Below are 12,187 nucleotides of genomic sequence, written 5' to 3'. Positions count from 1 at the left end.
ACCGGCCGCGCGGGCTTCGGCAGCGCGTCTGGCCACGCCCGATTCAGCCTGTGACAGTGCCGGCGCCAGCGCCAGCATGCACAGTGTCAGGGTGGCGGCGCGCGGCATCAGATGCGGGGAGCGGAGTTAAAGAAGAACACCCCGTGCGGCGAGCGTCCCACGGGGATCAGTTTGATGACTTTACGGCTGGGGATATCGATTACGGCCACTTTTTTAATCCAGCGCAGCGTTGCCCACATGGTTTTACCATCTGACGTCACCTCCATACAGTCCGGACCACCGGGCACATTAATCTGGCCCACATTTTCCAGCGTCTTCTGGTCAATGATATTAATCGAATTCGACACGCGATTGGAAACGAAAATGTGACGGCCATCGCCGGCAGCGCGGAAATTGTGGGTACCCTGCCCCGTTTTGATGCGTTTCACCACTTTCTGGGCGCGCCAGTCGATCACTTCCACATAATCGCTGCTCATGATGCCGACCAGCAGATACTTATCGTCCGGCGTCATGGATATGCCTGCCGGCAGTTTACCTACCGGCATAGTCCACTTGATGCTCTGGGTTTTCAGATCGATGGCGCTGATCTCGTCGCTGCCCTGCTGGGTAATGAACACCATGTCGCTGGCCGCATTAAAAGCCATGTGGCTAGGCAGCTTGGGCAGGGGCAGGCGCTTGCTCAGCGTCAGGCTGGTGCCGTCATAGCGGTACAGGTCGACGCGGTCCAGCCGCAGCGAGTTCGATACCAGCCATTTCTGGTCCGGCGAAAAACCGATCTGGTAGGGATCGAGGATGTCCTTGATGGTGCGCTGGATGTGGCCGCTTTTAGGATCGAGGAAAATCAGTTCGTTCCCCACCGAGCTGGCCACGATCAGCGATTTATTGTCGGGCGTGGACATCAGGTGGTGCGGCTCCTTGCCCACAGGGAAAGTGGCCAGGTCTTTATAGCTGTCCTGATCGAGCAGCTGCACGGTAGCGTCGCGCGAATTGAGTACGACAACGACATTGGCCTGCACGCTGCTCACGGCAGTCAGGGCGCAGACACAGGAAAGGGCGATACGGCGGAAACTGCGGAACATGGAGGAATCGCGTGTAGTAGCAAAACACCTATTTTACGTGCAAACGGGAAAGCGGCAAGGAAGTAGCCGCAATTAATCGCGCGCGCGGACGCCCTGCTACAATGCGGGCCTGTCTTTAACCGTACACCTGAAGGAATAACATGAGCACCATTACTACCGGCTCCGGCCTGCAATACATCGAACTGACTGTGGGCGAAGGCGCCGAAGCCAAGGCCGGCCAGAACGTCACCGTGCACTACACCGGCTGGCTGCAGAACGACGACGGCAGCAAAGGCCCGAAATTCGATTCCAGCAAAGACCGTAACGACCCGTTCGAATTCGCGCTGGGCGCCGGCATGGTCATCCGCGGCTGGGATGAAGGCGTGCAGGGTATGAAAGTGGGCGGCAGCCGCCAGCTGATCATCCCTTCCGATCTGGGCTACGGCTCGCGCGGCGCCGGCGGCGTGATTCCGCCTAACGCCACCCTGATCTTCGACGTCGAACTGCTGGCCGTTTAATGCTCCGGCGGGGGCAGGTCGGGCATCGTTGCATAGCCGGCCTGCCCCCACCTGTTGCCCCGTTGCTAGTGCTGCCAGCGCCGCTGCAGCGCCAGCTCCTCGGCCTGCGCATCGAGCGCCGCGCCAGCCTTGCGCTGGCGTATGGCTTCCTGTAGCAGCGCTGGCATATCGCCCGCCGCATTGCGATGGCTGCCCAGCGCCGGCATATTCCTGCGGTTCTGCACCAGCAGCGGTATCTGCCACACACCTTCCTCGCGACACGCCAGCCCCGTCAGATCCTGCTGCATACCGAGCAGACTGAAGCTGCGGCAGTAATTGCCATCCCCTGTCATAAAACTCTGCCCCATACGGATTTCGCCATCGGGCGTGGTGCGCCCGCCCGGCTGCTGGTTCAGCGCCAGCAGCAGGCTGCCTTGCGCCAGCAGGCTGCCGTCGTGGGTGGCCATGGCGGGAATGCCGGAAGGACTGAGGGCTTGCGGCGCCGGACTGCCTGCCACGGGGCTGCCTGCCAGCGGCCACCAGTGCGACCAGCCGGCACGGCTGCCGAACAAACCCAGCAGGATCAAACCCAGCACCAGGGCGCTGCCTAGCGCCAGCGCGCTCCACTCCAGCCAGCCCCAGCGACGCTGGCCAGCCTTGCGCGCTGCCGCCGCACGTTCTGCCCGCACGCCGGCCAGTTGCACCACTTTGGCGCCCGCCTTGGCGCTTGCTGCGCCTATGGCCTTGCGGCGCAGCTGTGCCACCCGTAGCGCCAGCGCGCTGTCGTGCTGCATGGCGATTTCCAGCGCACGCACGGTGGCTGCATCAAGTACGCCATCGGCATACGCTTGCAGAATCTGATCAGAAAAACGCGTCGTTCTATCCATGGTGCAGCCATCATAAACCTTTTTCGGCACGCGCTGCGGCCTGTAACGGCGGGTGTTTTTTTGCGTCGCAGCGTGGCGCGGCAACTACTGTAAGGCTTACTTCGAAGAGAAACCATTACATTTGACAATATTTATGCTAATCTGCGCGCTCCAATAACCAAGGAGGTAGTAATGAAAAAAGGCGAATTGATTGCAGAATTTGCGAAACGCACTGACGTGTCCGCTGCTGCCGCCAACAACGCGGTCAACACCCTGATCGCGATCATCACCGAGCGTCTGAAAAAAGGCGACACGGTAGGCATCACCGGCTTCGGCACCTTCTCCGTCGCAAAACGCGCTGCCCGCAAAGGCCGCAACCCAGCCACCGGCGAAGCGATCAAGATCGCCGCGTCGAAAACGCCTAAGTTCTCGGCTGGCGCGACTCTGAAGTCGGCGGTTAATCCGACCAAGAAAAAATAAGTCATCCGTAACATAGTGCCCGCAAGGGCACCGGCAGCGGCGGCCCCTGTGCATGACAGCGGCCGCCGCTCTGTTTTTGAGGAGTCCCTCTAGCGGAAATCAAGGCAGCTGAGGTTATGATGGCGACATCAACCAGCCCCGCGAGGAGACACCATGAGTTTAGATGCACAATTTGCCCAGGCCCAGCTCGATTCCAAGAACCTGCCTGAACGTCCGGACAATATGACCCTGCTGAAAATCTACGCCCTGTTCAAGCAGGCGGCTAGCGGCGATGCGACGGGCGAGCGTCCCGGCTTTACCGACATGGTAGGCCGCGCCAAGTACGATGCCTGGGCTGCTCTGAGCGGCACTTCGTCGGACGAGGCCAAGCAGCAATACATCGATCTGATCGAAGATCTGAAGTAAATCAAGTCCGAAATCCGGCAGATCACGGCGCCAGCGCTGGCCGGCTGGCCAAGCTGCGCCGTATCCACATGCCTTGCCTAGCCGGCAAAAACGCGCGCCATCTTGTCTTTCAGTTTGCTCTCCACCACACCGGCAAACGCACCATAGAACAATCCCAGCGTTACCTGCACCTGCGCCTGATCCGGCGCCAGCGTCAGCTTGCCGTTCACCCCCGTGCGGTCGAAATGCAGCACATCGCCGTCCCAGCGGCAGCTCAGTTCGAACTGTTCGGCCAGTTTATCGACCACTTGCTGTGCCGCTGCACGGGCCTGCTCTGGCGCGAGCTGGTGCTTCTGTACGATGTTAATGTCGGCCATGGCCTACTCCTCATGCTGGAAAAAGCTGCCATCATGCCAGTTGCGCCGCCCCGCCACCAGTGCCTGCCGGCAGTCTGAAATGCCGCTGCAAGGGCTGCTGTAGCGCCCCCGAAACGAATTTGCTTATTTGTATTGTATATAAGCGCAATTTGTGAGAAATAGCGAATTACCTTAAAATACAGTGCTTTGCCGAGGTTGGCCGGGCGATGCCACGCCGCCGACGCCGCTGCACCACTACATTGATAGGACTGTTATGACTCACGTTGTTACCGAATCTTGCATCGCTTGCCGCTACACTGATTGCGTCGATGTTTGCCCGGTAGATTGCTTCCGCCAGGGCCCGAATTTCCTCGCCATCGATCCGGACGAGTGCATCGATTGCGCCGTCTGCGTAGCCGAATGCCCAGTCAATGCAATCTATGCAGAAGAAGATGTGCCGGCCGACCAGCAGAAATTCATCAAGCTGAACGTCGAACTGGCACGCGGCTGGCCGTCGATCACCAAGACCATCCCGGCACTGGACGACGCAGAACAGTTCAAAGACGTTAAAGAAAAACTGCCTCTGCTGGTCCGCTAAGACTTTCGTCTGGCTAGGCCACACCAGGCAGCGCCTCACGCGACAGCTGAATCCGGCGGCCGCGCAGCTCGGTGTTGCCCAACCATTATTGAAATAACAGGAAACCACGTATGAATAGCACTGTCACTACCCCTGACGTCATCGAAGCCGATGCCGTCATCATCGGCGCCGGCCCCGTCGGCCTGTTCCAGGTCTTCGAACTGGGCCTGCTGGAAATCAAAGCCCACGTGATCGATTCGCTGGGCGCAGTGGGTGGTCAGTGCGTGGAACTGTATCCGGACAAACCGATTTACGACATTCCCGCCGTGCCATCGTGCACCGGCCAGGAACTGACCGACAACCTGCTGAAACAGATCGAACCGTTCGATCCTACCTTCCACCTCGGCCAGGAAGTGACCAAGGTCGAACGCCGTGCCGATGGCCGCTTCGACGTGGAAACCAGCATCGGTACCCGCTTCATCACCAAAACCATCTTCATCGCAGCCGGCGTGGGCTCGTTCCAGGCCCGTACCATCAAGGTGGACGGCATCGAAGCCTTCGAAGGCACCCAGCTGCACTACAAGGTCAAAGATCCTGCCATCTTCGAAGGCAAGAATCTGGTGATCTGCGGCGGTGGCGACTCGGCACTGGACTGGGCCCTGAACTTCGTCGGCAAAGCCGAATCCGTGGTACTGCTGCACCGTCGCGAAGAATTCCGCGCTGCGCCAGCTTCCGTGGCCAAGATGAAAGCCCTGTGCGACGAATACGAAATGCAGCTGATCATCGGCCAGGCAACCGGCTTCGAATCCAAAGACGGCCAGCTGAGCGAGCTGAAAGTGACAGGCGCAGACGGCGTAACCCGCCGCGTACCGCTGGATATGCTGCTGGTGTTCTTCGGCCTGTCGCCGAAACTGGGCCCGATCGCCGAATGGGGTCTGGACATCGAGCGCCGCCAGCTGAAAGTGATGAACACCGAGAAGTTCGAAACCAACGTACCGGGCATCTTCGCTGTGGGCGACATCAACACCTATCCGGGCAAGAAGAAGCTGATTCTGTCGGGCTTCCACGAAGCGGCGCTGGCTGCCTTCGGCGCTGCACCATACATCTTCCCGGACAAGAAGATCCACATGCAATACACCACCACCTCGCCGAAACTGCACAAAGTGCTGGGCGTGGAAACGCCGGTATTCGACTAAGCCTAGCGCCAGTCCTACAGAAAAGCAGCGGCAACGCTGCTTTTTTTTCACCCTTATCAGTCTCATACTGCAGCCACAAAACCATTGTGGATAATACGTAGCCTTGCTCAGCAGCATCTTGGAATGCAATCGATTACGGCAAACTGTCCTATAATTGGTTTATGATGTACGGAATTGGTGCACCGCACCAAACGCTAGCCCCAGGGATACCCTATGCTCTACCATCTTCACGAAATGCAACGCTCGTTCCTGACGCCTCTGATGCAGTGGGCCGACGCGTCGTCCAAAATGTTCACCAATCCCGTGTCGCCACTGGCGCACACGCCGTTCTCGCAGCGCATTGCTGCCGGCTACGAACTGATGTACCGGCTCGGCAAGGACTACGAAAAGCCGGCTTTTGACATTAACTACGTTGATCTGCAAGATGGCACGGTAGGCATCGTCGAAGAAGTTACCGTTAACAAGCCGTTCTGCCGCCTGCTGCACTTCAAGAAAGCACTGAGCGACAAGCAGATCAAGGCGCTCAAGCAGCCCACCGTGCTGCTGGTGGCACCGTTGTCGGGACACCACTCCACGCTGCTGCGCGATACCGTGCGCGGCCTGCTGGTCGACCACGACGTCTACATCACCGACTGGACCGATGCGCGCATGGTGCCGATGTCGGCCGGCGCCTTCCATCTGGACGACTACATCTACTATGTGCAGGAATTCATCCGCCTGCTGGGCCCTGATCTGCACGTGATTTCCGTCTGCCAGCCTACCGTGCCGGTGCTGGCTGCGATCTCGCTGATGGCCACCGAGCAGGATCCGAAACTGCCAAAAACCATGACCATGATGGGCGGCCCTATCGATCCGCGCCGTTCGCCGACGGCAGTCAACAATCTGGCCGTCGAGAAGAAATTCTCCTGGTTCGAAAACACCGTGATCTACTCGGTGCCGCCCAACTATCCGGGCTTCGGCCGCAAGGTCTATCCGGGCTTCCTGCAGCACGCCGGCTTCATTGCCATGAATCCGGGCCGCCACGCCCAGAGCCACCGCGAGTTCTACATGCATCTGATAGAAGGCGATCAGGAGACGGCAGAAGGCCACCGCAAGTTCTATGACGAATACAACGCCGTGCTGGACATGCCGGCCGAATACTACCTTGACACCATCAAGACGGTGTTCCAGGACCACGCCCTGCCTAAAGGTACGTGGAAAGTCGGCGGTAAGCCGGTGCGTCCGCAGGACATCACCACCGTTGCCCTGTTCACGGTAGAGGGCGAGCTTGATGATATTTCCGGTGCCGGCCAGACTCAGGCCGCACACGACCTGTGCTGCAATATTCCGGCCGATATGCAGCAGGACTTCGTGGCACCGCAGGCGGGCCACTACGGCATCTTCTCGGGCCGCCGCTGGCGTGAGCAGGTATGCCCGAAAATCACCGAGTTCATCAAGAAACACGGCTGATCACCAGTCTGCCTGACAGGCGGCAAACGGCTTAAAGCCGCGACACGGGGCCGGATCGCGCTGCACAGGCAGCCGATCCGGCCCCGTTGCTCTATCTGCGGCCGATTTGTTGGATAATGACGTTTTTCCGATTTAAGACCTCACGCCGCTGTGTCCATCACCCCTACTCTCGCCGATCGCATCGAAGACCTGCTGCCGCAAACCCAGTGCACCAAATGCGGCTATCAGGGCTGCCGCCCGTATGCGCAAGCCATCGCCGACGGCAGCGCTGCGATCAACCAGTGTCCGCCCGGAGGCGCAGAAGGCATACAGCGGCTGTCCGCCCTGACCGGTTATCCGGTGATTCCGCTCAACCCTGTCAACGGCATGGAACGCCCGCGCGCCGTGGCCTACATCGATCCGGCCCTGTGCATAGGCTGCACGCTGTGCATACAGGCCTGCCCGGTCGATGCCATCGTCGGCGCGGCCAAACTGATGCACACCGTGGTGACTGATCTGTGCACCGGCTGCGACCTGTGCGTAAACCCCTGCCCGGTCGACTGCATCGTCATGTATCCCGTCACCGAGCAGACCGGCTGGCAGGCATGGACGCCGGAACTGGCGACTGCCGCGCGCGCGCGCCATGACTTCCGCGCCCTGCGTCTGCAGCGCGACAAGGACGAAAACGATGCCCGCCTCGCCGCCAAGGCGGTGGCCAAGATGAAGGCGGTGGAAGCGCTCGATCCGGCCACCGATGCCGACGCCGCCGAGAAGGAGCGCAAGCGCGCCATCATCGCCGCTGCCATGGAGCGCGCGCGCCTGCGCAAAGAAGCCGAAGGCAAAGCCTAGTTTAAACCAGCGCGCTTCACACCCGATCTATCCCTACCACGAGCCCGCATGAACAAGCAGACCCGCCAGACCATGTTCGAGCGCTTCCGCGCCGCCAACCCTAAACCCGTGACGGAACTCGAATACAGCACGCCGTTCGAACTGCTGATCGCCGTGCTGCTGTCGGCGCAGGCCACCGATGTGGGCGTCAACAAGGCCACGCGCAAGCTGTATCCGGTAGCGAATACGCCGGCTGCCATTCTCGCGCTGGGCGAAGAAGAACTAAAGAGCTACATCCAGACCATAGGCCTATACAAGACCAAGGCCAAAAACGTTATCGCCACCTGCCGCATGCTGCTGGAACTGCATGGCGGCGAAGTGCCGCGCGAACGCGAAGCGCTGGAAGCCCTACCCGGCGTGGGCCGCAAGACCGCCAACGTGGTGCTCAATACGGCCTTCGGCGAGCCCACCATGGCGGTCGACACCCACATCTTTCGCGTCGCCAACCGCACTGGTCTGGCGCCGGGCAAAAATGTCGACATCGTCGAACAGAAGCTGCTCAAATTCGTGCCGCGCGAGTTTCTGCTCGACGCCCACCACTGGCTGATCCTGCATGGCCGCTACACCTGCAAGGCGCGCAAGCCCGAGTGCTGGAACTGCATGCAGATCGACCTGTGCGACTACCGCAGCAAAACCCCGCCACCTGACAGCGTCTGAGCCTATTGCGTCCTTCTGCGCAATAAAATCCTGCCATATAGATCGCCAGATCAATCAGAAAAATTTTCGCTGCCTTTCCTTTTGGGATGTTATATATTCAACTTTCCGCAGTTGGCGTAGTTGAATATCTAACTCTTACTAAGGAGATGCATGATGTTGCGAACCGCCAGTTCAGTCATCCTTGCTGCTGTCTTGATAGGCCATGCCGGCATCTCTGCGGCAGAGAAAATCCACCCGCTCGGCATCGCCGTGAAGAATGAGGAAGCCAGCATTGCAGTGGACATCAACGCCCGCGGACAGGTGGCAGGCATCATCCAGAATGTCGAGCAGGGCACCCAGCGTGCCATCCTGTACGACCGTCAGCTGATCGAACTGGGTACGCTGGGCGGCGAGGAAAGCTACACCAAGGGCATCAATGCCAGCGGCACTATCGTCGGCACGGCGCAGAACCAGCGCCGCCAGTGGCGTGCCTTCATCTACAGCAAAGCAGGCGGCATGCGCGACCTCGGCACGCTGGGCGGCAACAGCAGCTACGGCGCGGCCATCAACACGGCCGGTCAGGTGGTCGGCTTTGCCGACACCAGCGACAACTACTTCCATGCCTTCGTTTCCAACGGCGAGGGAGAACTGACCGATCTCGGCACGCTGGGCGGCAACATCAGCTACGCCAGCAGTATCAATAACCACGGCGAAATCGCCGGCACGGCCGCACTCAGCGACGGCTACCGGCGCGCTTTCCTGTATCGCCCCGGCAGCGGCATGATCAATCTGGGTACCCTGCCGGGCGGGCGCGCCAGTTCGGCCAGCGCCATTAACGACGAGGGCATCGTGGTCGGCGCGGCCAGCACTGCCAGCGGGCGCTGGCACGCCTTCATGTACGACGGCACGGAGATGGTCGACCTGGGCAACATGATAGGTTACGGCGACAGTTACGCCACAGGCGTCAACGGCGCCGGCCATGTGGTCGGCACTATCCTGATCGGCGACGAGCGGCGTTCGTTTGTCTACCGCGACGGCAAAATGACAGTCCACCCGGGCGGCCATGGTCTGTATCTGGTCAACGCCATCAACAATCAGGAACTGGTGATAGGCGCCCAGTATCAGGGCCGCAAATTCGAAGCATCGACCATGCGCTCGAATGCCATCGCCACCGTGGTGCGCTCGCCGCAGGAGTTCATGACGATGATCTGCATCGTGCTGCTGGCCGCCGGCGCGGCAGTGATCTACCACCGCCGCTATCGGGGCATCCAGCTGGGCGGACGCAATATGCTGGCGCTCTGACTATGCCACAGTGACCGACTGGCGCTGCAGCGACGCTACCCGGCCGCCTTAAATCAGCACCAGATTGTCGCGGTGGATCAGTTCCTGCCCTTCGACGAAGCCCAGCAGGGCTTCGATCTCGCTGGAAGGCTTGCGCATGATGCGGCGGGTTTCCGTGCTGCTGTAGTTGGAAATGCCGCGCGCCAGTGCCTCGCCCTGCTCGCTGACGCAGGTGATCACGGCGCCGCGGCCGAATTCGCCTTTCACCTCGATCACGCCGATAGGCAGCAGCGACTTGCCTTCCTTGCTCAGCTTCTGCACGGCGCCCGCATCGAGCACCACCTGCCCTGCCGTATGCAGGTGATCGGCCATCCACTGCTTACGCGCGGTCAGGTGGCCGGTCTGGGCCACCAGCTGGGTGCCGATCACCTCACCTTGCGCCAGTCGCGCCAGCACATCGGAATCGCGGCCCCAGGCGATGATGGTATGGGCGCCGGACTTGGCAGCGCGCTTGGCCGCCAGTATCTTGGTCAGCATACCGCCCCGGCCTATGCTGGTGCCGGCACCGCCGGCCATGGCTTCCAGCGCCGGATCACCGGCACTGCCCTGCTGGATCAGTACCGCGCTCGGGTCCTTGCGCGGATCGGCGCTGTACAGGCCATGCTGGTCGGTCAGAATGATCAGCGCATCGGCTTCGATCAGGTTGGCCACCAGCGCGCCCAGCGTATCGTTATCGCCGAACTTGATCTCGTCCGTCACCACCGTGTCGTTCTCGTTGATGATGGGGACCACGCCCAGCCGCAGCAGGGTGGTCAGGGTGGAGCGGGCATTCAGATAGCGCTCGCGGTCGGCCAGATCGGCGTGGGTCAGCAGCACTTGCGCCGTGCCCAGCTGGTGGGCGCGGAAGCTGGTTTCGTATATCTGCGCAAGGCCCATCTGGCCGACAGCGGCGCAAGCCTGCAATTCATGGATATCGGTCGGTCGCTGTTCGAAGCCCAGGCGCAGCATGCCTTCCGCAATCGCGCCTGAACTCACCAGCACTACCTGCTTGCCCAGTGCGCGCAGACCGGCGATCTGGGCGGCCCAGCGGGCGATAGCGCCATGGTCGAGGCCACGGCCATCGTTGGTAACCAGCGATGAACCGACTTTGATGATAATGCGTTGGGCGTTCTGTATGACGGATTTCATGATGCGGCAACTCTCAAAACAGGCAGACTAAAAACTCCGGCGGGACCGGAACATGCAGTGCAGTGATGGTGTGGGGCGGATCGCCCGGCTTTGCCGCTAGCAGTCACCCGTGCTGCGATGGCAGCGCGGGCGCAGAGTGGAAAGGCATAATCAGCTGATAACTGATTATGCCGGTGATGCAGAGGGTACGTCGAGACTTAGTCGCTCACTTAGTCGATAATTTTGAAGCGCGGATCATCGGGATCGATCGACGAGATGCCACGCGCCTCTTCCGTCATATGCACTTCTTCGGCGCGCTGCTCGCCATGCTTCTTCTCTTCCAGATGCAGATAGATGGCGTTGACCAGCTCCTGGGTACCTTCGTGGCCCAGTGCGGAAATCTCGAACACGGGACCTTTCCAGCCGAACTTCTTGATGAAGTCCTTGACCTTCTTGGCGCGCTCTTCCTGCGGCACCATGTCCAGTTTGTTCAGTACCAGCCAGCGCGGCTTGTCCACCAGCGAGGCATCGTATTTTTTCAGTTCGTTGACCAGTGCCTTGGCTTCCTTCACCGGATCGACATTGGCTTCGAACGGTGCCAGATCGACGATGTGCAGCAGCAGGCCGGTACGCTGCAGGTGGCGCAGGAACTGGTGACCCAGACCGGCACCTTCGGCGGCGCCTTCGATCAGGCCGGGAATGTCGGCGATCACGAAGCTCTTCTCGTGCGATACACGCACCACACCGAGGTTAGGGTGCAGCGTGGTGAAGGGATAATCGGCAATCTTCGGACGGGCGTTGGACACCGCGGTGATGAAGGTCGACTTGCCGGCATTCGGCATACCGAGCAGGCCCACGTCGGCCAGTATCTTCAGTTCCAGACGCAGTTCGCGGCGTTCGCCTTCCTTGCCTTCGGTTTTCTGGCGCGGTGCGCGGTTGGTCGAGGTCTTGAAGTGGATATTGCCCCAGCCGCCCTCGCCGCCCTTGGCCAGCATTTCCTGCTGGCCGTGCGTGGTCAGGTCGGCCATGATTTCGCCGCTGGCTTCGTCAATGATCAGGGTGCCCACCGGCATGCGCAGGAACACATCGTCCGCGCCTTTGCCGTAGCAGTCGGCGCCACGGCCCGATTCGCCGTCTTTGGCGCGGTGCACTTTGGAGAAGCGGAAATCGACCAGCGTATTGATGTTACGGTCTGCCACAGCCCAGATCGAGCCGCCTTTGCCGCCGTCGCCGCCGTCAGGGCCGCCAAACGGGCGGAATTTCTCACGACAGAACGAGGCGCAACCATTGCCACCGTCACCACCGATCACTTCAATTTTTGCTTCGTCGATAAACTTCATAATGTGCCGCCATAAAACTAAAAAGGCTCCACC

At 60.4% G+C, this 12,187-nt stretch carries 14 protein-coding genes; 9 read left to right on the top strand and 5 right to left on the bottom strand.

Annotation, left to right across the window (positions count from 1 at the left end; genetic code table 11):
- Nucleotides 1-107: 107 nt before the first annotated feature.
- The gene (locus tag GTP27_RS07170; protein WP_161038485.1) at nucleotides 108-1,079 is read right to left on the bottom strand and encodes a YVTN family beta-propeller repeat protein; all 972 of its coding nucleotides are present in this window, start codon (nucleotides 1,077-1,079) and stop codon (nucleotides 108-110) included.
- 140 nt (nucleotides 1,080-1,219) lie between these two features.
- Here GTP27_RS07170 and GTP27_RS07165 point away from each other — a divergent pair, with 140 nt between their 5' ends.
- Nucleotides 1,220-1,576 carry an FKBP-type peptidyl-prolyl cis-trans isomerase gene (locus GTP27_RS07165; RefSeq protein ID WP_161038484.1) on the top strand — a complete coding sequence of 119 codons (357 nt, stop codon included), beginning with the start codon at nucleotides 1,220-1,222 and terminating at the stop codon, nucleotides 1,574-1,576.
- Nucleotides 1,577-1,641: 65 nt separating this feature from the next.
- Here the strand turns inward: GTP27_RS07165 and GTP27_RS07160 are convergent, their stop codons facing one another.
- Nucleotides 1,642-2,442, bottom strand: a complete 801-nt coding sequence (locus GTP27_RS07160; RefSeq protein ID WP_161038483.1) for an RT0821/Lpp0805 family surface protein — start codon at nucleotides 2,440-2,442, stop codon at nucleotides 1,642-1,644.
- Nucleotides 2,443-2,613: 171 nt separating this feature from the next.
- On the opposite strand from GTP27_RS07160, the gene GTP27_RS07155 reads away from it, so the two are divergent.
- Together GTP27_RS07155 and GTP27_RS07150 are read left to right on the top strand one after the other, a co-directional pair.
- On the top strand, nucleotides 2,614-2,901 hold the full coding sequence (locus tag GTP27_RS07155; protein ID WP_155434464.1) for an HU family DNA-binding protein: 288 nt from the start codon (nucleotides 2,614-2,616) through the stop codon (nucleotides 2,899-2,901).
- 153 nt (nucleotides 2,902-3,054) lie between these two features.
- A complete protein-coding gene (locus tag GTP27_RS07150) occupies nucleotides 3,055-3,306 on the top strand; it encodes an acyl-CoA-binding protein (RefSeq protein ID WP_161038482.1) in 252 nt (83 codons plus the stop codon).
- Between the two features lie 77 nt (nucleotides 3,307-3,383).
- On the opposite strand, the gene GTP27_RS07145 is transcribed toward GTP27_RS07150, so the two are convergent.
- Nucleotides 3,384-3,662: a polyhydroxyalkanoic acid system family protein gene (locus tag GTP27_RS07145; RefSeq protein ID WP_161038481.1), complete on the bottom strand. Its 279-nt coding sequence runs from the start codon at nucleotides 3,660-3,662 to the stop codon at nucleotides 3,384-3,386.
- Between the two features lie 253 nt (nucleotides 3,663-3,915).
- Here GTP27_RS07145 and fdxA point away from each other — a divergent pair, with 253 nt between their 5' ends.
- The 6 genes from fdxA (at nucleotide 3,916) to GTP27_RS07115 (ending at nucleotide 9,668) form a co-directional block, all read left to right on the top strand.
- On the top strand, nucleotides 3,916-4,239 hold the full coding sequence (gene fdxA, locus GTP27_RS07140) for a ferredoxin FdxA (RefSeq protein WP_161038480.1): 324 nt from the start codon (nucleotides 3,916-3,918) through the stop codon (nucleotides 4,237-4,239).
- A gap of 110 nt (nucleotides 4,240-4,349) precedes the next feature.
- Nucleotides 4,350-5,414 (top strand): NAD(P)/FAD-dependent oxidoreductase, encoded by a 1,065-nt coding sequence (locus GTP27_RS07135; RefSeq protein ID WP_161038479.1) that lies wholly within the window; start codon nucleotides 4,350-4,352, stop codon nucleotides 5,412-5,414.
- Nucleotides 5,415-5,627: 213 nt separating this feature from the next.
- A complete protein-coding gene (locus GTP27_RS07130) occupies nucleotides 5,628-6,863 on the top strand; it encodes a polyhydroxyalkanoate depolymerase (RefSeq protein ID WP_161038478.1) in 1,236 nt (411 codons plus the stop codon).
- 156 nt (nucleotides 6,864-7,019) lie between these two features.
- Nucleotides 7,020-7,691, top strand: coding sequence for an electron transport complex subunit RsxB (rsxB, locus tag GTP27_RS07125; RefSeq protein WP_161038561.1), 672 nt, complete (start codon nucleotides 7,020-7,022; stop codon nucleotides 7,689-7,691).
- A 48-nt stretch (nucleotides 7,692-7,739) separates the two neighbouring features.
- Entirely contained in the window at nucleotides 7,740-8,387 is a 648-nt protein-coding gene (gene nth, locus GTP27_RS07120; RefSeq protein WP_161038477.1) for an endonuclease III, read from the top strand.
- Nucleotides 8,388-8,537: 150 nt separating this feature from the next.
- Nucleotides 8,538-9,668, top strand: a complete 1,131-nt coding sequence (locus GTP27_RS07115; RefSeq protein ID WP_229633487.1) for a DUF3466 family protein — start codon at nucleotides 8,538-8,540, stop codon at nucleotides 9,666-9,668.
- 48 nt (nucleotides 9,669-9,716) lie between these two features.
- Here GTP27_RS07115 and proB read toward each other — a convergent pair whose 3' ends face one another.
- Together proB and obgE are read right to left on the bottom strand one after the other, a co-directional pair.
- Nucleotides 9,717-10,835, bottom strand: coding sequence for a glutamate 5-kinase (gene proB, locus GTP27_RS07110; protein WP_161038476.1), 1,119 nt, complete (start codon nucleotides 10,833-10,835; stop codon nucleotides 9,717-9,719).
- A 209-nt stretch (nucleotides 10,836-11,044) separates the two neighbouring features.
- Nucleotides 11,045-12,154 carry a GTPase ObgE gene (gene obgE / locus GTP27_RS07105; RefSeq protein ID WP_161038475.1) on the bottom strand — a complete coding sequence of 370 codons (1,110 nt, stop codon included), beginning with the start codon at nucleotides 12,152-12,154 and terminating at the stop codon, nucleotides 11,045-11,047.
- Nucleotides 12,155-12,187 lie beyond the last annotated feature (33 nt).

Source organism: Duganella qianjiadongensis, assembly GCF_009857915.1.
Lineage (GTDB): Bacteria > Pseudomonadota > Gammaproteobacteria > Burkholderiales > Burkholderiaceae_D > Rugamonas > Rugamonas qianjiadongensis.
The sequence above is the reverse complement of the archived record's forward strand: the minus strand, read 5'-3'. Positions and strand labels throughout refer to the sequence as shown.

Bases quoted from the DNA above. Each gene is read 5' to 3' on its own strand.
- GTP27_RS07170 (WP_161038485.1), bottom strand. From the start codon at position 1,079: ATGTTCCGCAGTTTCCGCCGTATCGCCCTTTCCTGTGTCTGCGCCCTG.
- GTP27_RS07165 (WP_161038484.1), top strand. From the start codon at position 1,220: ATGAGCACCATTACTACCGGCTCCGGCCTGCAATACATCGAACTGACT.
- GTP27_RS07160 (WP_161038483.1), bottom strand. From the start codon at position 2,442: ATGGATAGAACGACGCGTTTTTCTGATCAGATTCTGCAAGCGTATGCC.
- GTP27_RS07155 (WP_155434464.1), top strand. From the start codon at position 2,614: ATGAAAAAAGGCGAATTGATTGCAGAATTTGCGAAACGCACTGACGTG.
- GTP27_RS07150 (WP_161038482.1), top strand. From the start codon at position 3,055: ATGAGTTTAGATGCACAATTTGCCCAGGCCCAGCTCGATTCCAAGAAC.
- GTP27_RS07145 (WP_161038481.1), bottom strand. From the start codon at position 3,662: ATGGCCGACATTAACATCGTACAGAAGCACCAGCTCGCGCCAGAGCAG.
- fdxA (WP_161038480.1), top strand. From the start codon at position 3,916: ATGACTCACGTTGTTACCGAATCTTGCATCGCTTGCCGCTACACTGAT.
- GTP27_RS07135 (WP_161038479.1), top strand. From the start codon at position 4,350: ATGAATAGCACTGTCACTACCCCTGACGTCATCGAAGCCGATGCCGTC.
- GTP27_RS07130 (WP_161038478.1), top strand. From the start codon at position 5,628: ATGCTCTACCATCTTCACGAAATGCAACGCTCGTTCCTGACGCCTCTG.
- nth (WP_161038477.1), top strand. From the start codon at position 7,740: ATGAACAAGCAGACCCGCCAGACCATGTTCGAGCGCTTCCGCGCCGCC.
- GTP27_RS07115 (WP_229633487.1), top strand. From the start codon at position 8,538: ATGATGTTGCGAACCGCCAGTTCAGTCATCCTTGCTGCTGTCTTGATA.
- proB (WP_161038476.1), bottom strand. From the start codon at position 10,835: ATGAAATCCGTCATACAGAACGCCCAACGCATTATCATCAAAGTCGGT.
- obgE (WP_161038475.1), bottom strand. From the start codon at position 12,154: ATGAAGTTTATCGACGAAGCAAAAATTGAAGTGATCGGTGGTGACGGT.